The organism is Staphylococcus hsinchuensis (assembly GCF_038789205.1).
Lineage (GTDB): Bacteria > Bacillota > Bacilli > Staphylococcales > Staphylococcaceae > Staphylococcus > Staphylococcus hsinchuensis.
The window spans coordinates 1,472,682-1,495,477 of record NZ_CP128355.1 but is presented as its reverse complement, the minus strand read 5'-3'; the positions used below and the strand labels follow the sequence as shown (position 1 = coordinate 1,495,477).

Annotated in this window: 22 protein-coding genes and 1 riboswitch; of the genes, 3 read left to right on the top strand and 19 right to left on the bottom strand. The window is 34.7% G+C overall.

The genetic code is table 11. The annotated features are described in order from the left end of the window. Positions 1–5: 5 nt before the first annotated feature. Entirely contained in the window at positions 6–194 is a 189-nt protein-coding gene (locus QQM35_RS07490) for a helix-turn-helix transcriptional regulator (RefSeq protein WP_251516474.1), read from the bottom strand. A gap of 153 nt (positions 195–347) precedes the next feature. Then, positions 348–447, top strand: a riboswitch (TPP riboswitch). Between the two features lie 110 nt (positions 448–557). Here QQM35_RS07490 and QQM35_RS07485 point away from each other — a divergent pair. After that, positions 558–1,310, top strand: coding sequence for a 3-oxoacyl-ACP reductase (locus QQM35_RS07485; RefSeq protein WP_251516471.1), 753 nt, complete (start codon positions 558–560; stop codon positions 1,308–1,310). Between the two features lie 27 nt (positions 1,311–1,337). Beyond that, a complete protein-coding gene (locus QQM35_RS07480; protein WP_342610305.1) occupies positions 1,338–2,642 on the top strand; it encodes an LLM class flavin-dependent oxidoreductase in 1,305 nt (434 codons plus the stop codon). Between the two features lie 114 nt (positions 2,643–2,756). Here QQM35_RS07480 and ffh read toward each other — a convergent pair whose 3' ends face one another. From ffh to QQM35_RS07405, 15 genes are all read right to left on the bottom strand, one after another. Then, a complete protein-coding gene (gene ffh, locus QQM35_RS07475) occupies positions 2,757–4,124 on the bottom strand; it encodes a signal recognition particle protein (RefSeq protein ID WP_251516465.1) in 1,368 nt (455 codons plus the stop codon). A gap of 23 nt (positions 4,125–4,147) precedes the next feature. Next, the gene (locus tag QQM35_RS07470) at positions 4,148–4,480 is read right to left on the bottom strand and encodes a putative DNA-binding protein (protein ID WP_251516463.1); all 333 of its coding nucleotides are present in this window, start codon (positions 4,478–4,480) and stop codon (positions 4,148–4,150) included. Then, positions 4,467–5,699, bottom strand: a complete 1,233-nt coding sequence (ftsY, locus tag QQM35_RS07465) for a signal recognition particle-docking protein FtsY (RefSeq protein WP_251516461.1) — start codon at positions 5,697–5,699, stop codon at positions 4,467–4,469. The genes QQM35_RS07470 and ftsY overlap by 14 nt, the downstream gene beginning before the upstream one ends. Next, entirely contained in the window at positions 5,696–9,265 is a 3,570-nt protein-coding gene (gene smc, locus QQM35_RS07460; RefSeq protein WP_342610304.1) for a chromosome segregation protein SMC, read from the bottom strand. The genes ftsY and smc overlap by 4 nt, the downstream gene beginning before the upstream one ends. A 74-nt stretch (positions 9,266–9,339) precedes the next feature. After that, a complete protein-coding gene (gene rnc / locus QQM35_RS07455; RefSeq protein WP_418129362.1) occupies positions 9,340–10,050 on the bottom strand; it encodes a ribonuclease III in 711 nt (236 codons plus the stop codon). A 227-nt stretch (positions 10,051–10,277) separates the two neighbouring features. Further along, positions 10,278–10,511 (bottom strand): acyl carrier protein, encoded by a 234-nt coding sequence (locus tag QQM35_RS07450; protein WP_251516455.1) that lies wholly within the window; start codon positions 10,509–10,511, stop codon positions 10,278–10,280. 160 nt (positions 10,512–10,671) lie between these two features. Then, on the bottom strand, positions 10,672–11,406 hold the full coding sequence (fabG, locus tag QQM35_RS07445) for a 3-oxoacyl-[acyl-carrier-protein] reductase (RefSeq protein WP_251516453.1): 735 nt from the start codon (positions 11,404–11,406) through the stop codon (positions 10,672–10,674). Then, positions 11,399–12,325, bottom strand: a complete 927-nt coding sequence (gene fabD / locus QQM35_RS07440) for an ACP S-malonyltransferase (protein WP_251516451.1) — start codon at positions 12,323–12,325, stop codon at positions 11,399–11,401. Before fabD ends, fabG begins: the two co-directional genes overlap by 8 nt. Beyond that, positions 12,318–13,304, bottom strand: a complete 987-nt coding sequence (gene plsX, locus QQM35_RS07435; protein WP_251516449.1) for a phosphate acyltransferase PlsX — start codon at positions 13,302–13,304, stop codon at positions 12,318–12,320. The genes fabD and plsX overlap by 8 nt, the downstream gene beginning before the upstream one ends. Further along, positions 13,297–13,866: a transcription factor FapR gene (gene fapR / locus QQM35_RS07430; RefSeq protein ID WP_251516446.1), complete on the bottom strand. Its 570-nt coding sequence runs from the start codon at positions 13,864–13,866 to the stop codon at positions 13,297–13,299. The genes plsX and fapR overlap by 8 nt, the downstream gene beginning before the upstream one ends. Positions 13,867–14,032: 166 nt before the next feature. Further along, positions 14,033–16,078 (bottom strand): ATP-dependent DNA helicase RecG, encoded by a 2,046-nt coding sequence (gene recG / locus QQM35_RS07425; protein ID WP_251516429.1) that lies wholly within the window; start codon positions 16,076–16,078, stop codon positions 14,033–14,035. A gap of 1 nt (position 16,079) precedes the next feature. Beyond that, entirely contained in the window at positions 16,080–16,949 is an 870-nt protein-coding gene (gene sdaAA, locus QQM35_RS07420) for an L-serine ammonia-lyase, iron-sulfur-dependent, subunit alpha (protein WP_251516401.1), read from the bottom strand. A gap of 13 nt (positions 16,950–16,962) precedes the next feature. Then, positions 16,963–17,628, bottom strand: coding sequence for an L-serine ammonia-lyase, iron-sulfur-dependent subunit beta (gene sdaAB / locus QQM35_RS07415; protein ID WP_251516398.1), 666 nt, complete (start codon positions 17,626–17,628; stop codon positions 16,963–16,965). 311 nt (positions 17,629–17,939) lie between these two features. Beyond that, entirely contained in the window at positions 17,940–19,601 is a 1,662-nt protein-coding gene (fakA, locus tag QQM35_RS07410) for a fatty acid kinase catalytic subunit FakA (protein WP_251516395.1), read from the bottom strand. A gap of 14 nt (positions 19,602–19,615) precedes the next feature. Then, entirely contained in the window at positions 19,616–19,987 is a 372-nt protein-coding gene (locus tag QQM35_RS07405) for an Asp23/Gls24 family envelope stress response protein (RefSeq protein ID WP_251516392.1), read from the bottom strand. Between the two features lie 241 nt (positions 19,988–20,228). On the opposite strand from QQM35_RS07405, the gene rpmB reads away from it, so the two are divergent. Next, entirely contained in the window at positions 20,229–20,417 is a 189-nt protein-coding gene (rpmB, locus tag QQM35_RS07400) for a 50S ribosomal protein L28 (RefSeq protein ID WP_002483503.1), read from the top strand. A 77-nt stretch (positions 20,418–20,494) separates the two neighbouring features. On the opposite strand, the gene QQM35_RS07395 is transcribed toward rpmB, so the two are convergent. From QQM35_RS07395 to rsgA, 3 genes are read right to left on the bottom strand one after another with little or no spacing between them, the layout of a single operon-like run. Continuing rightward, positions 20,495–21,130, bottom strand: coding sequence for a thiamine diphosphokinase (locus QQM35_RS07395; protein WP_251516389.1), 636 nt, complete (start codon positions 21,128–21,130; stop codon positions 20,495–20,497). Positions 21,131–21,135: 5 nt separating this feature from the next. Next, entirely contained in the window at positions 21,136–21,780 is a 645-nt protein-coding gene (rpe, locus tag QQM35_RS07390) for a ribulose-phosphate 3-epimerase (RefSeq protein ID WP_251516386.1), read from the bottom strand. A 1-nt stretch (position 21,781) separates the two neighbouring features. After that, positions 21,782–22,657 (bottom strand): ribosome small subunit-dependent GTPase A, encoded by an 876-nt coding sequence (gene rsgA, locus QQM35_RS07385; protein ID WP_251943084.1) that lies wholly within the window; start codon positions 22,655–22,657, stop codon positions 21,782–21,784. Positions 22,658–22,796 lie beyond the last annotated feature (139 nt).

Below are 22,796 nucleotides of genomic sequence, written 5' to 3'. Positions count from 1 at the left end.
TTTAATTACTCCTCCCAAAAAATATCGTCTAATGTTGCGCCTAATGCTAGACAAATGTTAATACATAAATTTAATGAGGGATTGTACTTATTATTTTCAATTAAATTAATTGTCTGTCTTGAAACATTTACCTTTCGAGCTAATTCTAATTGAGATAATTGATTCTTTTTCCTATATTCATTAAGTTTATTCAAGCAATCACACCTCAAAAATGTCATATATATTGTACATTAACGATAGTATATACTGATGTTGATGTCAAATATATATGACAAAAGGACATACATTCTATTTCACAAAGCTTGACACAACAGTCGATTAACTTTACATTGAAGTTAAATTAAATAAATAGACACTAGGGGTGTTTTTAACTGAGATAAGCTTTAGCTCAAACCCTTCGAACCTGATCTAGTTTGAACTAGCGTAGGAAAGTGTGGATGATGTTATCGTTGATTTAGAATTAAATTCTATTGATATAAACATGAATTTCTCATACACAACTTTCTTTTTATGAAAGTTGTGTTTTTTATTGATTAAATATTTTAGGAGAGATGTATATGCGTAAAACAGTATTAGTTACAGGTAGTAGCCGTGGATTAGGTGCAACTACTGTTAAAACATTGGCTGAGCAAGGACACAACGTTGTAATTAATTATTTTCAAAGTGAATCAAAGGCTCAACAGCTCGTGGAAGAAATCGGTACAGATCAAGCGATTGCTATTCAAGCCGATGTAACAAAAAGAGATGAAGTAGAAGCATTAGTTCAGAAAGCGTCACAACATTTCGGTCAAATTGATGCTATCGTGAATAATGCACTCGTTGGTTTCAAATTTGACCCGACACAACAAAAGGCATTTAAAGATTTATCTTGGGAAGATTACCAACAACAACTTGATGGTACGTTGAAATCAGCTTTTAATGTGATACAGAGTGTATTACCTCAATTTATAGATAGACAAGATGGTGCAATTGTTTCTATCGGTACTAACTTATATCAAAATCCTGTTGTTCCCTATCATGAATATACAACAGCTAAAGCAGGTCTCATTGGTTTAACTCGTAATGTAGCCGCTGAATTAGGTCAACAAGGCATACGAGCTAATGTAGTTTCTGGTGGGTTACTAAAGACAACAGACGCAAGTGCAGCGACGACGCCAGAGGTATTCGATATGATTGGCCAAACTACGCCTTTAAGAAAGGTTACAACACCACAAGATGTAGCAAATATGGTAGCTTATTTAATTTCTGATCAAGCTACAGGTATAACAGGTCAAAACTTTACAATTGATGGCGGTTTAACGATGAATTAATTTTTCTTATGTATGAGGTGTGAGTTTATGAATAATGAAGAAACAAAGGAAATCAATATAGGGATATTAATCATTGCATGTGGACATCATCAAGCAGCATGGTTAATGCCCGATTCTAGTATCGAACGTGTAGGAGATATGACTTACTATCAAGAATTAGCACAAATCGCAGAACGCGGTCTATTTGATGCGGTATTTTTTGCAGATAATCAAGCTTTCCCTGCAAATTCAGATAGCGATATGCCTGCGTTTTGGTTTGATCCTATTGTCAGTTTATCTGTCTTATCTCAAGTAACAAATCATGTGGGACTAGTTGCAACCATTTCGAGCACTTTCTCAAATCCATTTACCGCAGCACGCCAAATATTGAGTTTAGATCATATTACTGGTGGGCGTATCGGATGGAATCTTGTGACTTCCATGACAGACTTAGAAGCATGGAATCATAATTTACCTGAACTTCCTGAACGTGCTTCACGTTATGAAAAAGCAGATGAATTTGCAGAATTAATGAATAAGTTACTCGTTTCATGGGATGAAAAAGACTTTATACATGATAGACAAAATCAACGTATCATCAACTCAGACGAGATTAATGCGTTTAATCATCAAGGTAAGTATTTTAACGTTAATGGTCCTCTGACTGTTCCAAAAAGCCCTCAACAAAAACCAGTTGCGATGCAAGCAGGTGCATCAAAGCAAGGTGTAGCTTTAGCCACTAAATATGCAGACGCAGTTTATTCTGTATCATGGAACTTAAAGCAAGCAAAAGCCTTTCGTAAAAAACTAGATACCCAAATAGAAAATAGCGATGTAGAACAAAGACATATTAAAATCTTCCCCGGTTTAGTCACATATGTAGGCGAAACGACGGAAGAGGCCTATGCTAAAAAGGAACGATTAGATCAATCGCTACCAATTGAGGCAGCTTTAAATCAACTCAGTTTCTTTATACAACAAGATTGTAGCGACTGGAACTTGGATGAACCTGTACCACCCTTACCGCCTGTAGAAGAATTCACGGGTCCAGTTGGGCGTTATGAGACAGTTTTAGAAATTATTCGTGATACCGAACCAACATTACGTGAATTACTCGGTTACCTTAGTGCAGGTGGCGGTCATTTAACACTTATCGGTACTCCTAAAGAAATTGTAGATACGATGCAAGAATGGATTGAACTTGGTGTGGCTGATGGCTTCAATTTAATGCCACCAGTTCTCCCTAATAGTTTAGAAGATTTCGTAGACTATATCATACCTGAATTGCAAAGAAGGGGCTTATTTAGAACAGCTTATGAAGGTTCTACGTTTAGAGAAAATTTAGGCATTTAATTTACGATTCCGTAAATCTTAACTTATCCCACTTTTTTTAAAAATAGATGCAAAATAAAAACACGGTAGCTCGCGCATTGCGATTACTACCGTGCTTTTTTATATCTTTATTGCTTAGAATGGTAAATTCATACCATTAAGCATGTTTTCCATTTGTTTACGTTTACCTTTTTTACCTTTGCCGCCACCAGTGAATTGTTTCATCATTTTCTTCATTTCATTGAATTGTTTCATAAGACGATTCACTTCTTGTAATGAACGGCCAGAACCTTTGGCAATACGTTTCTTACGAGAGACATTAAGTGTTTCTGGATTGCTACGCTCAGTCGCAGTCATTGATTGAATAATTGCTTTAATATGGTCTATCTGTTTGTCGTCCATTTTAAGATTGTCTAGACCTTTCATCTTATTCATACCAGGAATCATTTTCATAATGTCATCTAATGGTCCTAAGTTCTTCACTTGGTCTAATTGTTCAAGGAAATCATCTAGGGTAAATGATGAAGTTCTCATTTTTTTCTCAAGATTTTTCGCTTTTTCTTGATCTACATCTTGTTGTGCCTTTTCAATGAGACTAAGAACGTCTCCCATTCCGAGTATACGTGATGCCATTCGTTCTGGATGGAATAGTTCTAAACCATCTAATTTTTCACTCACACCGACAAATTTGATAGGTTTCTGCGTTACAGAACGGATTGAAAGTGCTGCACCACCACGTGTATCACCATCAAGTTTTGTTAATGTTACACCAGAAATTGTGAGTTGATCATCGAATGATTGTGCTACATTAACAGCATCTTGACCTGTCATGGCATCAACGACTAACATAATTTCATCAGGTTTCGTAATTTCTTTAACGTCACTTAATTCTTGCATCAATGCTTCATCTACATGTAAACGCCCAGCAGTATCAATAATTACGAAATCTAAATGTTCTTCTTTTGCATGTTTAATCGCATTGTCCACGATTTGTTGTGGTTTAACTTGGTCACCTTCTGTATATACTGGAATGTCGATTTGTTTACCGACAGTTTCCAATTGGTCAATTGCAGCTGGTCGATAAATATCTGCTGCAACGAGTAATGGCTTTTTATTATATTTTTTACGCATTAATAGTGCTAGTTTACCAGCAGTTGTCGTTTTACCTGCACCTTGTAAACCAACCATCATTACAACAGTTGGCGGCTTGTTAGCCATCTTTATGGTAGAGTTCTCCCCACCCATCAGTTGTGTTAGTTCGTCTTGTACGATCTTGATGACTTGTTGACCAGGTGTAAGAGATTTCATTACATCTGAACCCAAGGCTCTATCTGATACAGTCTTTACAAATTCTTTAACGACTTTAAAGTTAACATCGGCTTCTAATAACGCTAATCTTACTTCACGCATCATTGTTTTAATATCAGCTTCAGTTACTTTACCTTTGCCTCGAATTTTTTCCATCGTTCCTTGTAAACGATCGGATAATCCTTCAAAAGCCATATTAATTCCCTCCTTTAACTAATTTATTCTAAATCCTCAAGTTGTTGAATGTATGCATTCATTTTATGTGGATCATTTGTATATTTTTTCATTTCATCATATATCAATTTTCGTTGTTCAAAGCTTTTATACAATCCCAATTTGGCTTCGTAATCTTCTACTAAATCGCCAGTTCTTCTTATGTTATCATACACTGCTTGTCGACTCACATCAAACGTGTCAGCAATTTCACTCAGTGAATAATCTTGAAGGTAGAATAATTCTAAGTAATTGCGTTGTTTCTTTGTGAGAAGTGATTGATAAAAATCAAACAGGTAATTCATGCGAATCGTTTTAATTAAATCATTTTGGCTCATGGTATTGACCTTCTATCTCATTATCAGTTGACTCTGATTGTTCCTCATTATGGTCAATTTCAGATTCATCTACATTTTGTTCTATCATATCAGCGAATAATCCATAGACATAACTTTCTGGGTTAAACGGTTGTAAGTCGTCTAGTTTTTCACCTAAACCTACGTATTTAACTGGTATGTGTAATTCATTTCGAATTGCTAATACAATACCACCTTTAGCTGTACCATCTAATTTAGTTAATACGATACCTGTTACATTAGTAACTTCTTTAAATGATTTTGCTTGTGATAAGGCATTTTGACCCGTTGTTGCATCTAAACATAATAATACTTCATGTGGTGCGTCTGGTACTGCACGACCAATGACACGTTTTACTTTCTCTAACTCATTCATCAAGTTAGCTTTATTTTGTAAACGACCTGCAGTATCGCAAATTAATATATCTGCACCCTTACTCTTCGCAGCGTTAATCGCATCATAAATGACAGCAGCAGGATCTGAACCTTCACTTTGACTCGTTACTTCGACACCGACACGGTCTCCCCAAATATTTAACTGTTCAATTGCACCTGCACGGAAAGTATCACCGGCAGCAAGCATAACTTTTTTACCTTCTGATTGGTAACGGTGCGCTAACTTACCAATTGTCGTTGTCTTACCTACACCGTTTACGCCTACCATTAAAATCACATTTAATCTACCATCTTCTAAATCCATTGCTTCTGAATTTTCTTCATCTTGATGGTAAATATCAACGATTTTTTCAACGATAACTTCACGTAAATCTTCTGTTTCAGTAATATTACGTTTTTGCGCTTCAAAACGTAACTCTTCCACGAGTTGCATCACTGTATCAAAACCAACATCCGCAGTGATTAACATTTCTTCTAGCGCTTCGAAAAAGTCTTCGTCAACTTTACGGTAACGTGCGATTAAGTTATTTAATTGTTCTTGGAAATTTTCTCTCGATTTCTCTAAACCAGCTTTAAATTTAGCACCAATTTGTTGCGCTTCAATTTCTTCAAAATCTTCAATCGAAATTAAGCCATCTTCATCAAAATCAGCTTCACTTAATTTTCTAGGAGCTTTCTTTTTCGGTTGTTCTTCTTGGTCATCTTCTAGAGGTTGTTCCTCATCTGAATCTAACGGTTCTAACTCATCTTGCACGTCTTCTGGTGTACCAGAAAATTTATCTTTTAATCTTTTAAAAAAGCTCATGCTTGATCCTCCTCCATCACTTTATCTATCGTATTTAGATTAACACTGACTAATTTTGAAACACCTGATTCTTGCATAGTCACACCATACAATCTGTCTGAAAATTCCATTGTGCCTTTTCGATGCGTAATCACAATGAATTGTGTTTGATCTGAAAGTTGCCTTAAATATTGTGCATATCTAATCACATTCGCTTCGTCTAAAGCCGCTTCCACTTCATCTAAAATCACAAATGGTGCTGAACGTACTTTTAACATTGCAAACAACAATGCAATAGCACTAAGCGCACGTTCTCCTCCACTTAATAATGATAAATGTTGTAACTTTTTCCCTGGGGGTTGAACAATAATATCCACGCCTGCAGTTAAGTAATTATCATCCGTCAAACGTAATTCAGCTTGTCCACCACCAAAAAGAGATTTGAAAACTTGAGAAAAATGGCCTTTTACAGCATGGAACGTCTCTTTGAAACGATCTTTTACTTCCTGATCCATTTCATCTATGATTTGTTCTAATGTCGCTTTGGCTTCTCTTAAATCAGTACGTTGCTCGTCTAAAAATGTATAGCGTTCATTAATTTCTTCAAACTGTTCAATCGCATTTAAATTCACTGGACCGAGTTCTTCAATTGACATTTTAGTGAGCTTGACTTTCTTACGCAAATCTTCAATTGGCTGATCTAACTCATATTGCTCACGTGCACGTTCAAAAGTTAAGTGATAATCCTCACTTAAATGATCTATCGCATGATTGATTAATACATCCAAACGAGATTGCTCTGATTTAATGTCTTGGTAATGATTTTCTATTGATAGTATATCTTGGTTTGCTTCTTGGAGACTTTGCTCTGATGTTTCAATTGTATCATTCAATTCTATTCTACGCGATTTAATTTCTTGGAGTGAATGAGATAATTTTTCTTTTTCAGATTTACTCTTGTTGATATTATTTTGAATTGTATTAAATGCGGTTTCGCCTGTCATTTCTTCTGAATTAAATAATTCTATTTGTTCTTTTAATCTCTGTTGTTGTGACTCAATCTCATTGAGTTGTTTTGTTAATCTTTTTTCGGATTGCTTTTGTGAACTTAATCGTTCTTTAATCACCGCTAAATCCGATTGTTGTTGATGTAATTGTTGTTGTTGCTGTGTTGTATTTGCTTTACCTTCTTTAGATAGTTGTGTATAACGATTGATCTCTTCTTCATATTGTTTTAAAGCGTCTTTAATTTCAGTTAATCTTTGTTGTTTTTCTGCTAAAGTCTGTTTACTTGTTTCACTTTGGTAACCGTCATTAAGTTCAAATTCAAATTCTTCATGTGTCTCTTTAAGTTCCATCTCACTTTTTTTCAATCGCTCAATTTCAAATTCTTCATTGCGCACACTTTGTTTTAATGTATTTAAGGATTGGCTCGTCTCAAAATAGCGTTCACTTAAATGCTCTGCTTGTTCTTTAACAGATTGACATTGCTGTTCTAAGTTACGTGTTTGTTTTTGATAAGTCGCAAATTGTTCACGCATCTTTGATAATTCATCTTTTTGAGCTAAAATGCTTTTAGATTTACGCGAGCCACCACCAGTCATAGAACCACCTGGGTTCACGATGTCACCTTCTAATGTTACGATTCGCGTACGGTAGCGTATCATTCTTGCTAGTTCGTTTGCATTTTTTAAAGTATCAACAATTATCGTATTACCTAGTAAGTTTTGAACAACGTTTTGATATGCTTTATCCGCTTCTACCGCTTGTGCACCTATATTGATAAAACCATCGGCATGTTGTGCAGACATTAATATGTCATTACTCAACTGTCTCGGCTGAATTACATTTAATGGTAAAAATGTTGCTCTACCTAAACCTTGTTGTTTTAAATATTGAATCGCTTGTCTACCATCTTTCTCTGTATCAACGATGACATGTTGTAAAGAAGCACCTAAGGCAGTTTCTATTGCTTTAGTCAAATCTGAAGGTACATTGATAACCTCAGCTACTGCACCATGAATCCCTGAAAGTTGCTTGTTCTTCGCTTTGAGAACATGCTTTACACCATTGAAGAAATAACTATAATCCTCTTCTTGAGTAGCAAGACTATCAATACGTGTTTTTAATTTTTCGTTATAACGATATGCTTGGTGTAATTGATCTTCATAATTTGTCTGTTGTTGTTTAAGTGACTTCATTTGTTGTTCATATTCGTTTAATTGTTGTTGCACTTTATTGAGTTGATCTTTTTCAGATTTGTAATGTTGTTGCTTAACACCTAAATCATTTTGAATCTGTTTCAACTCTTCAAAAGCTTCAACCAAACGGGAATCTAAACGTGATTTTTTGGACTCATTCTCTTTAATTGTATGCTCTAAAAACCGAATATCATTGTTAACATCCGATTGTTCGGACATAAGTTGATAATAGTGATCTTTAATGTTTTCTAATTTTTCATCATGATCCTCATCAGACATAACTAGCTGTGATTCTAAATCCTGAATACTTGAAGTTAACGTGTTTTGTTTTACTTTTAAAGTATTAATTTGTTCACGTACTGTTTCACGTTCTTGAATATACGTGCTATGTTGATCGTCTAAACTGGCTTGTTCTTCTTCAAATCGCGCATTCGTTTCTGATTGGTTTTTCTTTCTTTCTTCCAATACGTTGAGTTGACCTGAATACTTTTCAACTTCTTCCGTTGCTTTAACTAATTGCGCATTGAGTGATTCGATTTGCTCATCAATTTGCTGTCTTTCAGCTTTATATTTGTTTAAAGCTTTTGTAAGAGTCGTTTGTTCAGCTTCTTTATTTTGTTGTTGGCCTTTTAATTGATTCAACTTACGATCGAGTTCATGTATATGATTATGATATTGTTCAATATCATAAACTGTGACTAAGACATCACTCTTCTCCATTTCTTGAGACAGATGTTTATATTCTTTAGCAATTGCTGCCTCTTCTCTTAATGGTTCAACTCGTCCTTCTAAATCATATAATATATCTTCGACACGATTAAGGTTATCTTCTGTTTGATCTAACTTTTGAACTGACGTTGCTTTTCGTTTTTTATATTTTAAAACGCCTGCAGATTCTTCTAAAATTTGTCTACGGTCAACAGGCTTTGCATTTAAAATCTCATCTACACGCCCTTGTGAAATAATGCTAAATGCTTCCTTACCCAGACCTGAATCTAACAATAATTCGGTAATGTCTTTTAAACGTGCACGATCATTATTAATATAATATTCGCTTTCACCACTTCGATACAATCGACGTGTGACTATCACTTTTGAAGCGTCAACTTGCAGTAATCCTGAACTATTATCTAATTCTAACTTCACTTCCGCAAAGTTTTGAGCGGATCTATGTTCTGCTCCGGAAAAAATAATGTCTTCCATCTTAGTGCCTCTAAGTGATTTGGCTGATTGCTCACCTAGTACCCATTTTATTGCATCCGTTATATTACTCTTACCACTACCGTTTGGGCCAACTATCGACGTAACGCCTTTATCAAACTGGACATTGGTGTGTTCTGCAAAAGATTTAAACCCAACGGCATCTATTGACTTTAAATATACCATGCTATTCTCCTTAAATTTACATTCCCTATCAGAGATTGTGACAAGATCATTTAATATAATACGTTAAAATAAATCTAATTTTCTTCTTTTTTCATTTCTTTATATGCACTTTCTGCTGCTTTTTGTTCCGATTCTTTTTTGGTTTTGCCTTGTCCTTTTGCTACCGCAATTCCTTCTAACAAGACTTCTGAAGTAAACAATCGATGATGTGCAGGGCCTTCCTCATTAATTAAGCGATAGGTTACTTCACCTTTATTTCTTTGATGCATATATTCTTGGAATTGAGTCTTAAAATCTACGACCCCTTCTAATTCATTTTCTTCTACGTAAGGGAAGATAATTTTTTTAGCGAATGACCATACTGAATCTAAACCTTGATCTAAATATAATGCGCCAATAAATGCTTCAAACGCATCTGAAACTAGGGATGGTCTCGTACGTCCACCTGTTTTTTCTTCACCTTTACCTAGTAAAATAAGTTCATTAAGTTGAATTTTATTTGCAAATATTACAAGTGAGGGCTCACAAACAATTGTTGCACGCATCTTCGTCAAGTTGCCTTCTGGTAACTCTGGATACTTATCAAACAAATAACGTGAAACCGTCAATTCTAATACCGCATCTCCTAAAAATTCTAAACGTTCATTGTGATCTAACCGATTCATATTGAAATCATTGATAAAGCTAGAATGTGAAAAAGCTTGTTGATATAATTCAATATTATCGTGATTTAATTCCAAGGCTTTCATCTTTTGTTTAAAATGCTTTTGGAATTGTTGTATCATCTCTTCTTTTTTTAAATTGGTCAATCTATGTCCTCCTAAATAATTCTGAAAATGTACGAATACTATTATATTTTACGTGATTTTACTACAAAACTAAAGAGAAAACCTACCATTTTACACCTACGAAATGAGTTATATTTTGGACAGGCGTGTAGTTCAGTTTTCTCACGTTTAACATTAAATTAAAAAAACTGAGCCGTTGTAAAAACGACTCAGATATGAATTTATTATTTTTCTAAGTTATTGATAAATTGAACTGCGTCACCAACAGTGTTGATTTTTTCAGCTTCTTCATCAGGAATTTCAGTGTCAAATTCATCTTCTAATTCCATAACTAATTCAGCTATATCAAGTGAGTCAGCGCCTAAGTCATCTTTGAAAGATGCATCTTCAGTTACTTTGTCAGCGTCAACACCTAAACGGTCAACGATGATATCTTTTACTTTGTCGAAGTTTTCCACGTCGATTCACCTCCTTTTAAAAGCAAGTTAAAGACTTTTACATTTTCCCATTTTCTGAAATGAAATACAAGTACTATTATTGATGATTATTATACATGACAAATAGTATTGGTTACAGGAATAATATTATGGGATAAAGTCTTCTCACTTGTTGAGAATATTACATGTACATACCACCATTTACATGAATTGTTTGGCCTGTGATATATTTTGCTTTATCTGACGCTAAAAATGCTACTGTATTTGCGATATCTGTATCTTCACCAAATTTAGCAAGTGGAATTTGCTCTAGCATTTGATCTTTAAGTTCGTCACTAAGTGCATCTGTCATATCTGACACGATGAAACCAGGAGCTACAGCATTCACGGTAATGCCACGAGAAGCTAATTCACGTGCAGATGATTTAGTTAAACCAATTACACCCGCTTTAGTTGCTACGTAGTTTGCTTGACCTGGATTTCCTACAGCACCAACGACACTAGATAGGTTGATGATTGATCCGCCTTTTTGTCTTAACATTTGTGGTGTTACCTTTTGAATACAATTGAATACACCTTTTAAGTTTGTATCGATCACGTCATCCCATTCATGTTCTTTCATACGCATCAATAAGTTGTCTCGAGTGATACCTGCATTGTTTACAAGCACATCTACAGAACCGAATTGGCCTACAACCTCTTTAATCATTGCTTTAACTTCATCGCCATTCGCAACATTTGCTTGAATTGCGAAACTGTCTACACCTTTTGCTTTGATTTCTTCAACTACGGCTTCCGCTTTTTCTTTATTTCCAGCGTAGTTAACTGCTACATTATAGCCTTCTTCAGCAAGTTGAATCGCAATACTACGTCCAATACCTCTTGAAGCACCTGTAACTAATGCACTTTTACTCATTTTCATTCCACCCTTTTACATCTTCTAATGTTTGAATTGAAGTTACTTTAACATCTCTGTTTATTTTCTTAATGAGTCCTGATAATACTTTGCCTGGTCCAATTTCTATGAAATGATCCACACCTTGTTCAATTAACCATTGTGCAGATTCAATAAATTGAACTGGAGAATATAATTGCTCTATCATATGTTGTTTAATTACTTTAGCGTCTGTTTCGCCTTTTGCATTAACATTTTGAATCACTGGAAATTGTGCATCTTGCCATTCAAATTGATCAATAAATTGTGAGAAATCTTCTTTAATAACTTCCATCATTGAAGAATGGAAAGGACCTGATACTGCAAGTGGTAATACACGTTTAGCACCAAGTGATTTTCCTTCTGCCACTAACTTATCGATTAGCGTTTTGTGACCTGACACAACAATCTGACCTGGAGAATTGATATTTGCAGGTTCAATAATTTCATCTTCTGTAGATAGCTTTTTACAAATATCTTGAACATCTTCTAAATCCAGACCTAATACTGCTGCCATACTGCCTACACCATCTGGGAAGGCTTCAGCCATCAATTGGCCACGTTTACGTACAATTTTCACAGCGTCTTCAAACTTTAACACGCCACTCGCAACGAGACTGGCATATTCTCCTAAGCTATGTCCCATTGTATAATCTGACTTTATGTCATTCAAACTATTTAGTAATGCAATACTATGAGTAAGTAATGCAGGTTGTGTATTCTCAGTCTGACCTAGTTTACCTTCTTCATCTGTAAACATTGTTTCTAATAAATCAAAATCCATTTGTCCTTGCGCTTGGTTTAGTATGGCTGTCGCGCTTTCTGATTCGTTGTATAAATCTTGTGCCATTCCTACTTTTTGTGAGCCTTGTCCTGGGAAAATAATTGCTGTTTTACTCATTTTTTTCACCTACCGTGTTTTTCATTATAGATACGATATTTTGCTCGCCAGCGATTTTTGCTTGTCTAATTGCTGAATAAAATGCTTTAGCACTTGAACTACCATGTGCTTTTACTACAATACCATTTAATCCTAATAAAACCGAGCCACCATATTCGGCATAATCTACTTTTGACGTTAACTCGTCTAAATCTTTTCTTAATATAAGCGCTGCAATTTTATTTTTAAAGTTACTTAATAAAGTAGATTTAAGCATTTTTCCGATTGATTTAGCGACACCTTCTAAGTTTTTAAGCACCATGTTACCAGTGAAACCATCCGTAACAATAACATCTGAAACATCGTCCATTAATCCTTTGGCTTCTACATTACCAGTAAACCGGAAACCATTTTGTTCATTCATAAGTTTGTAGGCTTTCTTAGTTAAAGCATTACCTTTAGCATTTTCAGTACCGATATTTAATAAACTTACAGATGGGTTATCTATCCCGCGTATTTTTTGAGCATAAATATTACCAAGTTGACCATATTGCAATAAATGCTCCGCTTTTGCGTCAGCATTAGCGCCTACATCCATAAAGACAAAGCCTTTACCTGAAATCGTAGGTAAAGTAACAACTAAGGCCGGGCGTTCAACGCCTTTAATTCTACCAACGATGAATAATCCAGCTGACATTAAAGCGCCTGTATTCCCTGCTGATACACAGCCATCTGCTTCACCTGATTTCACTGCCTCTGCTGCGCGAACCATTGAGCTATCTTTTTTACGTTTAATCGCTCGAACGGGTTCATCTTCCATTGAAATTGTTTCTGTGCAATGACGTACTTCAATACGTGAATGATTTAGTTGGCATTTATTTTTATCTCCAAATAAAATCACTTCTAAATCTTCAAAATCTTTCACCGCTTTTTCAACTGCTTCTAAAACGATGTCAGGTGCGTTATCTCCGCCCATCATATCAATTGCAATTTTAACCATTCTCTTCATCCTCACTTGTATAATACATTTTGAATGTACCTCTAAAAACTAACGCATTTTTTACATACGATTCCACTTTGATCGTAAAGTATTTGTTTGTTATATCAAGCGTTTGTGCTTCAGCTCTAACTGTATCATTTAGTTTTACAGGTTGTAAAAATTCCACCTTACTATCTCTCGTTAAAACGATTGGTCTATGTATAAGTGCAACGCATAATGAGTTCGCTTGGGCAAATAAAACGTGTCCTCTGGCAATTTTATTTCTCGTAAAGACAGAGTCTTCATCTACTTTGATAATAGACGTTGCATGCTTATCAGGACTAACGTTAATAACATCCCCAATTATCTCACTACCATCTATTGAGCGAATGCGTTCGTGATTTTTTCTAGCTACTGTTTTAATGCGTTTTCTTAATTCAGGAATATTTAAGTGTGTGCGGTCCAGTCTAATTGTTTGAATGCTTACAGAAAATAGCATACTTAAATCTTGATCAGTAATAAAAGGGTTTTTTTCAATTTCTTTTTTAATTGCATTTCTACGTTCTATTTTACGTAATTTCATTTTATAACTCCCTTTTTTAGTACCAAGTCTTAAACATTCCTCAAATATAATAACACTTTCTATTAAATATGCTCAACACATAACATTGATTTATGGTATATTAATTTAAATTCAATCTTAGGAACGTGAATATCATGTGTCATTTAATTAAGAATTTCACAAATCTTTAATCAAAATTCATGTGTAATAAATGTGTTTCTATAAATGTTCTTAACCGATTGTATTGATCGTTAAAGAATTCACCTGATTGTATGAGCTCAGCAGCTTCATCACGTGCCACTTCGAGCATTTTATAATCTTCGACGATATTTGCAACAAGAAAATCAGGTAACCCACTTTGTTTTACACCGAAGAAATCTCCTGGACCTCGCATCTCTAAATCTCTTTCACTTAACTCGAATCCATCAGTGGTTTGTGTCATTATATTCATGCGTTCTATACCCGTTTCTGTCTTTGGGGAAGCAAGTAATACACAATAACTTTGATGTTCACTACGACCAACGCGCCCTCTTAACTGGTGTAACGTAGATAAACCAAAGCGATCTGCATCATAAATCATCATAAATGTTGCATTAGGAACATTGACTCCAACTTCAACCACTGTTGTAGAAACAAGAATATCAATGTCATGGTTACTAAATCGATGCATGACATCATCCTTTTCTTCAGAACTCATCTTTCCATGTAACAATCCGACACGATCAGGTTCATAATATGCTTGCAACGATTCATAAAGCGCAACTACGTTTTGAACTTCTTCTAAATGTTCAGAGCTTTCAATGAGTGGACAAATAACATATGCTTGTCTTCCTTTTTTCAGTTCTGTGGTCATTTGATTGAGGACTTGTTCATAGGCTTCATGCTTAGACCAAGTCGTAATGATCTGTTTACGGCCTTTTGGTAATTGTTTGATGGAAGAAACATCCATTTCACCAAATACTGAAATAGCTAACGTTCGTGGAATAGGCGTTGCTGTCATAAATAACACATTGGTCATTGCACCTTTTTCTCTCAGTAATTGACGTTGATTCACACCAAATCGATGTTGTTCATCAGTAATCACTAAACCGACATTATCAAATTGAACATCATCTTGAATAAGTGCGTGTGTCCCAACCACACAATCGATTTCATTTTTATGTAATTGTTCTAGCAGTAATTTTCGACGTTTCCCTTTCACCGAACCTGTCAGTAAGGCAATATTCATACGATCACCAAATAGTTCTGATAAACTTTCTGCATGTTGTTCGGCTAATATTTCAGTAGGTACCATTAATGCCGATTGATAGCCAGCAGTTTTTAATGCATACATACAAATCGCTGCTACAATTGTTTTACCTGAACCAACATCACCTTGTAGTAAACGATGCATACGTATTGGTGCCTTTAAATCTCTAAAAATTTCATTAACACTTTGCTTTTGAGCATCAGTCAACTCAAACGGTAATTCACTAATAAATTGTTTCACTAGTGGCAAATCATAAGCTACTTCAATTGCTTCGTCAGAAGTCTTCTCTAAACGATTGAGCCATTGCATACGCAATTCAAACATAAACAATTCAGTAAATGCGTAAGTACGACGTGCATGTAACAAAGATGTCTTATCAGGGGCAAAATGTAAGGCGTTAATTGTGTTAGAGAGTGATTCTAACTTATATTTATTACGTAACTCATCTGATAACCATTCGTGTATCGTAACATGGTTCAAAGTACTTCTAATCATATCTCTAAGCGGCTTTTGTTTAATGCCTTCTTTAATTCGATAGACAGGCTCATACTGTTCCTCTTCAGATGATTGTTTGTTAAAGAACATACGATTACCATTTATTTCTTGTTTACTCCGATTCCATTTACCTTTTATAGTCACCGTGTCATGTAATGTTATTTTCTTTTTCAAATAAGGTTGATTAAAAAATATACATTTTACAGCGATTTGATTGACCATTAAATGCACCGTTAATTTAGATTTATTTCTACCAAAAAAAGCGACAGTTGGAGTTGAGTAGACCTCGCCTTCAACTGTCACTGTCGCTTGATCTTCAGCCTCATTTAAATTGACAATCGTATTATCTTCATAACGAATTGGAAAATATAAAATTAAATCTTCAACGGTGTGTATATTTAATTCATTCAATACAGATAATCTCTTGGGCCCTAAACCTTTTATTTGAGATAAAGGGAATGGATTATCAATCAAATTGACTTTAGACATGTTAATCACCAAATATTTCTTGTTTTAGTTTCTGTCCTGTAGGTGTACCTGCAAGTCCACCACGTCCAGTTTCACGTAGTGCAGATGGCATTGTTTGACCAATCTTATACATTGCTTCGATAACTTCATCAGTTGGAATTCTTGAAGTTACACCAGCTAATGCCATATCAGCAGATACGATTGCATTTGATGCACCTGCTGCATTTCTTTTTACACATGGAACTTCTACTAAGCCTGCAACTGGGTCACATACTAACCCGAGCATATTTTTTAGGCAAATCGCAAAGGCTTCAGATGATTGTCTAGGTGTTCCACCTGCAAGTTCCACTGTCGCTGCTGCTGCCATTGCTGCCGCGGAACCAACTTCGGCTTGACAACCACCGGCTGCACCTGAAATTGAAGAATTGTTAGCCACTACATATCCGAATGCACCAGATGTTAATAAGAAGTTTAACATATCTTTACGTGATGGTTCTAAACGTGGTTTAAGTCCAAATAACACGCCTGGTACAACACCTGCTGAACCTGCTGTTGGTGTAGCACAAATTTGTCCCATCGCTGCATTCACTTCATTTGTAGCAACGGCTTTACTTACAGCATCTAACAACGTTGCCCCAGCTAATGATTTGCCTGTTTCTAAATATTTCTTAATTAATACTGCATCTCCACCAGTCATACCAGTCTTAGAAGTTACACCATTTAATCCATCTTCTAAAGCTTTTTCCATAGTTTGTAAATTATGATCCATATGGTCATAGATTTCTTCTTCTGATTGACCTGTAACTTCTTTTTCTTGTTCCATCATTACTTCATGAATACTCATATCTTTTTCTTCACATAAAGTAATTAACTCTTCAACACTTTTAAACATTAGTAAACCTCCATTAGGCGTTATCCATAAGTGAAACAGTCTGTACGCCTTTTACGTTTTTTATTTTATCGATAATTTCATCGTTAACATTTTCATCTAATTCGCAAGTCATTAGTGCTTCATCGCCTTTTTCTTTTCTTGAAACTTGCATACTCCCAACGTTTATATTTGCATCTCCAATAATGTTTGCAACTTTACCTATTGTGCCAAACGTATCTTCATGGAAGACGAGTAATGCTGGGTAATTTCCACTAATCGCAATATCAAATCCATCAATCGCTGAAATTTCGATTTTCCCGCCACCGATTGATACACCTTCTACTGATATTTCTTTATCATCATCTTTCATATTAATCGTAGCTGTATTTGGATGAGATTTTTCTTCTGACATCTCTATGAAATTGACTTTCATTCCTTCTTTTTCAGCCGTTTCTAGACTATTTCGTAAACGGTCATCATCAGTGTCGTACCCCAATAAACCACCGACTAAAGCTACATCTGTACCATGTCCTTTGTATGTGTCTTTAAAAGAACCATATAAATATATATCTGCCTGTTTTGGTAATGTGTTAAATAAATTTCTTGCCACAAGTCCAATTCTAACTGCACCTGCTGTATGTGAAGATGACGGACCTACCATTGTCGGTCCAATAATGTCAAATACTGATTTAAATTTCATAATTTTACCCCACTCTTATTTATAGTGTTTCTAATGTGTTGCGCTTACATTACAACGTTTTATATAGTATAACAACTACACAGATGTTTATAAACCATTATAACTGTTTTAAAAGATTTTATAATTTTGTAAAATTAAGTTAATTATTAATTCTAAGTTGTTATATCACTGTTATTAAATCTAACTTTAAAAAATACCATTTAGAAAAAAGATAAAAAATTGATGGAAGTTATCATTTCCGTAAAAAACCTATCAGTTACCTTTCGATAACTGATAGGTTAAATGTAATCATATACTCAAATAACTACAATTTATTCAACAGAAAATAAATATTGATATACTGGTTGGTTACCCTCGTGTTGTTCCACTTCAATATCTGGATAATTGGAATTCATCCATTCTTCTATATGGGAAGTGACAGAAGCTTCTGCATCTTCACCCACAATCATTGTCATGATTTCACTTTCATCTTCAACCATGTTCTCTAATAATGATTTCACTGTTTCAAATAAATCTTGCTCACTAGTGACTATTTTTTCATTTTTCAAACCAAGGTATGAATCTTTTTTAATATCAACGCCATCAATCGTCGTATCACGCACTGCATGTGTCACTGCACCAGAAGTCACCAACTCGATTGAATCCAACATGCGCTGTTTATTGTTTTCAAGAGAATCGCTTTCATCATAATTAAATAATGCAGCAATACCTTGAGGGATTGATTTTGTCGGAATCACAATGGTTTCACATTTAACGATTTTCGCTGCTTGTTCACTTGCCAGCATAATATTTTTATTATTTGGTAAAATAATCGCACGTTTACATTGTGATTTTTCAATGACTTTAACGATATCTTCAGTAGAAGGGTTCATCGTTTGGCCACCACTAATGATGTGTGTGCCGCCCATTGATTTGAATAAATCTGATATGCCTTCACCCATTGAAATTGTAATAACTGCAGTTTCTACCGTTTGAGGTTGTTCTTCTGCTTTGTTTTGATCTTTTGATTGCTCGCTTTTTTTAACGACTTCACGGTGCTGTTCACGCATATTTTCTGCTTTCACTTTAATAAGTTCACCATATTGTTGGCCATAGTTAAATACATTACCTGGCGTTTCAGTATGAACGTGTACCTTTACAATTTCATCATCATTTATCACTAACAATGAATCACCGAACTCGCTCATATCTTTTCTAAATGTTTCTTCGTCAAATTGGCGTTTGTTTTTACCAAAGCGCACCATCATCTCTGTACAATAACCGTAAACGATATCTTCGGTGTTAATTACACCATGAAAATCATGCTCGTCATTAACGAATGATTCAGTATCTATTTTTTGTACTTTAGTTTCTACTTTTTCACCTTTAAGTGCTTTAAGGAAACCTTCGTATACTACGACTAATCCTTTACCACCACTATCGACAACACCAACTTCCTTTAATACTGGTAAAAGATTCGGTGTGTTTTCTAGTGAATCTTCTGCAGCTTTTAGCGTTGCTTCCATGAGTTCAATGCAGTTGTCTGTTGATTTTGCTGTTTCAACAGCAGCTTTGGCCGCATCTCTAGCTACAGTTAAAATTGTTCCTTCTACGGGTTTCATAATTGCTTTATATGCAGTTTCAACGCCAGCGTCAAAACTTTCTGCTAATTGTTGGGTATTAATTTCATCATATGTTTTTAAATTTTTGCTGAATCCTCTAAACAATTGAGAAAGAATGACACCTGAGTTACCTCTTGCCCCCATAAGTAACCCTTTAGAAAATGTCTTTCCTAATTCACCTATGTGTTGAGATAAATTACTTTCCACCGCTTCTTTTCCTGAAGTCATTGTTAAATTCATATTCGTTCCAGTATCGCCATCTGGCACTGGATACACATTTAATGAATCCACCAATTCTGCATGATTTGATAAATTTTGCGCCCCTTGAATAATCATATCCGCAAATAATTTACCATTTATATTCCTAACCATTTCACAATGTCCTCCTAGTGTTTCGTACCATTATTAACACGTACGCCTTGTACAAATATATTTATTGAATTCACTTTAACCTTTAATGTTTTCTCTAATGTATATTTCACTGTTGATTGTAAATTACTTGCTACTTCAGATATTTTTGTACCATAACTTACTATGATATACATATCAACATTGATAACGCCGTTATTATCTTTTACTATTATCCCTTTTGAATAGTTTTCCTGCCCTAAAATTTCAGCAATTCCATCTTTTACTTGTTGTTTAGAAGCCATACCTACAATTCCATAACATTCTACTGCTTTGCTACCTACTACAGATGCAATCACTTCATTTGAAATGTCAATACTGCCGTAATCATTCGTAATTTCTAATGTCATTTTATTAGGGCCTCCTAATTAATGGTTGTTCCACAATTTTCTATTAATATTTATTCTTTAAGTAAAATACACTATTTATTCGGATTTTACAATTATATCACATATTAATTTTAACAAAAGTTCTAGCAATGTAAACTAAGAATGTATTTTCATGTTGAAATCTTTCCCTAAATGTGGTACATTATTCAAGTATGTAGTAGATACGTGTATTTATATTTATTAAATTAAAGGAGGTACTTTCATGGGCAAACAATGTTTCGTAACAGGTCGTAAAGCCTCAACAGGAAACAATCGTTCACACGCTTTAAACTCTTCTAAAAGAAGATGGAATGCTAACCTTCAAAAAGTTAGAATTCTTGTAGACGGTAAACCTAAAAAAGTTTGGGTTTCTGCACGTGCTTTAAAATCTGGTAAAGTTACTAGAGTTTAATAAATATAATGCACGCATAAAAGACCAGTCCTTATGTGGAGGACTGGTCTTTTTAATTTATTATAATTTTAAATTGATTAATCCTTACTGCGTATCATCAACACACTACCTTCGATGATTTCGACAATACCTTCTTTCTCGTTCAATTCATTGGATATTGTTAATGTCGAGCCTTGATGTAATGTTTCTTGTTCCAAATTATATTTGAAGTTTGATAAGCTAATCGTCGTTTTATCATGTACTGGTATAAACGAAATATAGTGATAAATATTAGAATAAGCGACTTGATTTATAGTGTCAGTTAAATATTGTATTTCATTTTTATCATCAATTAATTTAATCACGACATTCATTTCTTGATATTGTGGTTTTTCTAATATTTGTACAGCACCTAAAAAATGATCTAAACGACCACCCGTTGCGCCATACACATCAATTTCTTTATAACCACTTTCAACTGCTTGTTCTATACCTAAAGCTAAATCAGTATCGTTTTTTTCTGGATTTAAAGGGTTTAATTTTAACTGATTTGACAATTTACGTTGTTCTTCCTCATCTATAGAATCAAAATCCCCTACAGCAAAAAGTTGGTGTATGTCATGGTTATATAAAATAAGCGCCCCTCGATCAATACCTATCCACGATTCAGACTGTTTTTCTTCCAAAATATTATCCGGTAGGTTACGGTTTCCACATAGTAAATTTACTTTCATCAGTTTCAACCTTTCAGTGTTTGTGTAGCTACATTAAAGTCATCATGATTAAAATAATATGAGCCTGCTACTGCCATTGTCGCCCCTGCTTCAACGACTGAGTGTATCGTTTGATCATTAATACCACCATCTACTTCTATATCGAATTCTAAATTTGATTCAGCTTTGATATGTGATAAGTGTGATACTTTTTCAAGACAATTATCGATAAATGTTTGACCACCAAACCCTGGATTCACTGTCATCACTAACACATAATCTACCATTTTCAATACGGGTAAAATTGAACTTACAGGTGTACCAGGATTTATAACAACTCCAGCTTTTACATTTTCAGCTTTGATTCGTTCTATTAAGCGATGGATATGAGGTGTTGCTTCAACGTGTACAGAAATCATATCTGCACCATGGTCGGCAAACATTTTAACGTAATCTTCTGGCTTTTCAATCATTAAGTGTACGTCTATCGGCAAAGAGGTCGCCTTACGAACCGCATCTAGAATAGGGATGCCTATTGAAATATTCGGTACAAATTGTCCGTCCATAACGTCAAAATGCACACCATCTACCCTTGCATTTTCTAAGTTTACCAATGTTTGTTGTAGGTTTAAAAAATCTGCTGATAATAAAGATGGATATAATTTGACCATTTTAATATCGTTCCTTTCTCTCTGCTATTTCATTGTAAAGTTGCAAGTAATGGTCATAGCGAAAATCAGCTATATTTCCGTTTTCTAATTCAGTTTTTACGTTACAATGAGGTTCTTTCACGTGATTGCAATTTCGGAATTTACAATAATCACCATATTCGTTTATCTCCATAAAGTAATTTTTTACTTCATCCTTTTGAATATGATTAAAATCTAACGAACTAAACCCAGGTGTATCCGCAATATAACCATTTGCACGGGGATACAACTCGACATGTCTAGTCGTATGCCTACCACGATTTAATGATTGTGAAATATCTTGGGTTTCGATGTGTAAATCTGGGAATAATTGGTTAAGCAATGTAGATTTACCTACGCCCGACTGCCCACTTAAAACGGCTAAACCTTCTCCCCACTGATTACATATCAATTCAATGTCATCATTCATACTTACAAATTGCGTTTGGTAACCCATAGATTGATATACATCTAAAATTTGTTCGATTTGTTGAATTTTTTCATCTGATGCTAAATCTTTTTTGGTTACCAGGATTCTAGGGCGTAAATGATAGGAATGAGCAATAACTAAGTATCTGTCTAATAATTGCGTTGAAAATTCTGGTTCAACTGCACTCATAACAATAATCAAATGATCAATATTACTAACGGGAGGTCGTTTTAATGCATTTGTCCTTTCGTGTACATGATGTATATAACCTTCTGTAATATTTTCTACTTCGAAATCAACAACATCTCCCACTAAAGGAGAAAATTTCTTTTTACGAAATAACCCTCTAGGTTTCGTATCAAATAATTCTCCATCTACTTCCACTTGATATACTCCGCTGATTAATTTTATGATACGTCCTGTTTTCACTGAAACACCTCTTTTCGTTGTTGCATATATTTTCTTGTTTAAAATAAAAGACTTAAAACTATTTTATATTAAAAAATCAACTTCGTCAGTTACTATAGCTTAAAATTAAAAACGATTACATATGTAAAAGCTGAGACAA

What these genes read in the sequence shown, in the direction of transcription:
- QQM35_RS07485 (WP_251516471.1), top strand. Translation starts at nt 558, where the DNA reads ATGCGTAAAACAGTATTAGTTACAGGTAGTAGCCGTGGATTAGGTGCA.
- QQM35_RS07480 (WP_342610305.1), top strand. Translation starts at nt 1,338, where the DNA reads ATGAATAATGAAGAAACAAAGGAAATCAATATAGGGATATTAATCATT.
- ffh (WP_251516465.1), bottom strand. Translation starts at nt 4,124, where the DNA reads ATGGCTTTTGAAGGATTATCCGATCGTTTACAAGGAACGATGGAAAAA.
- QQM35_RS07470 (WP_251516463.1), bottom strand. Translation starts at nt 4,480, where the DNA reads ATGAGCCAAAATGATTTAATTAAAACGATTCGCATGAATTACCTGTTT.
- ftsY (WP_251516461.1), bottom strand. Translation starts at nt 5,699, where the DNA reads ATGAGCTTTTTTAAAAGATTAAAAGATAAATTTTCTGGTACACCAGAA.
- smc (WP_342610304.1), bottom strand. Translation starts at nt 9,265, where the DNA reads ATGGTATATTTAAAGTCAATAGATGCCGTTGGGTTTAAATCTTTTGCA.
- rnc (WP_418129362.1), bottom strand. Translation starts at nt 10,050, where the DNA reads ATGATACAACAATTCCAAAAGCATTTTAAACAAAAGATGAAAGCCTTG.
- fabG (WP_251516453.1), bottom strand. Translation starts at nt 11,406, where the DNA reads ATGAGTAAAAGTGCATTAGTTACAGGTGCTTCAAGAGGTATTGGACGT.
- fabD (WP_251516451.1), bottom strand. Translation starts at nt 12,325, where the DNA reads ATGAGTAAAACAGCAATTATTTTCCCAGGACAAGGCTCACAAAAAGTA.
- plsX (WP_251516449.1), bottom strand. Translation starts at nt 13,304, where the DNA reads ATGGTTAAAATTGCAATTGATATGATGGGCGGAGATAACGCACCTGAC.
- fapR (WP_251516446.1), bottom strand. Translation starts at nt 13,866, where the DNA reads ATGAAATTACGTAAAATAGAACGTAGAAATGCAATTAAAAAAGAAATT.
- recG (WP_251516429.1), bottom strand. Translation starts at nt 16,078, where the DNA reads ATGTCTAAAGTCAATTTGATTGATAATCCATTCCCTTTATCTCAAATA.
- sdaAA (WP_251516401.1), bottom strand. Translation starts at nt 16,949, where the DNA reads ATGTTTAAAAGTGTTGAAGAGTTAATTACTTTATGTGAAGAAAAAGAT.
- sdaAB (WP_251516398.1), bottom strand. Translation starts at nt 17,628, where the DNA reads ATGAAATTTAAATCAGTATTTGACATTATTGGACCGACAATGGTAGGT.
- fakA (WP_251516395.1), bottom strand. Translation starts at nt 19,601, where the DNA reads ATGGTTAGGAATATAAATGGTAAATTATTTGCGGATATGATTATTCAA.
- QQM35_RS07405 (WP_251516392.1), bottom strand. Translation starts at nt 19,987, where the DNA reads ATGACATTAGAAATTACGAATGATTACGGCAGTATTGACATTTCAAAT.
- rpmB (WP_002483503.1), top strand. Translation starts at nt 20,229, where the DNA reads ATGGGCAAACAATGTTTCGTAACAGGTCGTAAAGCCTCAACAGGAAAC.
- QQM35_RS07395 (WP_251516389.1), bottom strand. Translation starts at nt 21,130, where the DNA reads ATGAAAGTAAATTTACTATGTGGAAACCGTAACCTACCGGATAATATT.
- rpe (WP_251516386.1), bottom strand. Translation starts at nt 21,780, where the DNA reads ATGGTCAAATTATATCCATCTTTATTATCAGCAGATTTTTTAAACCTA.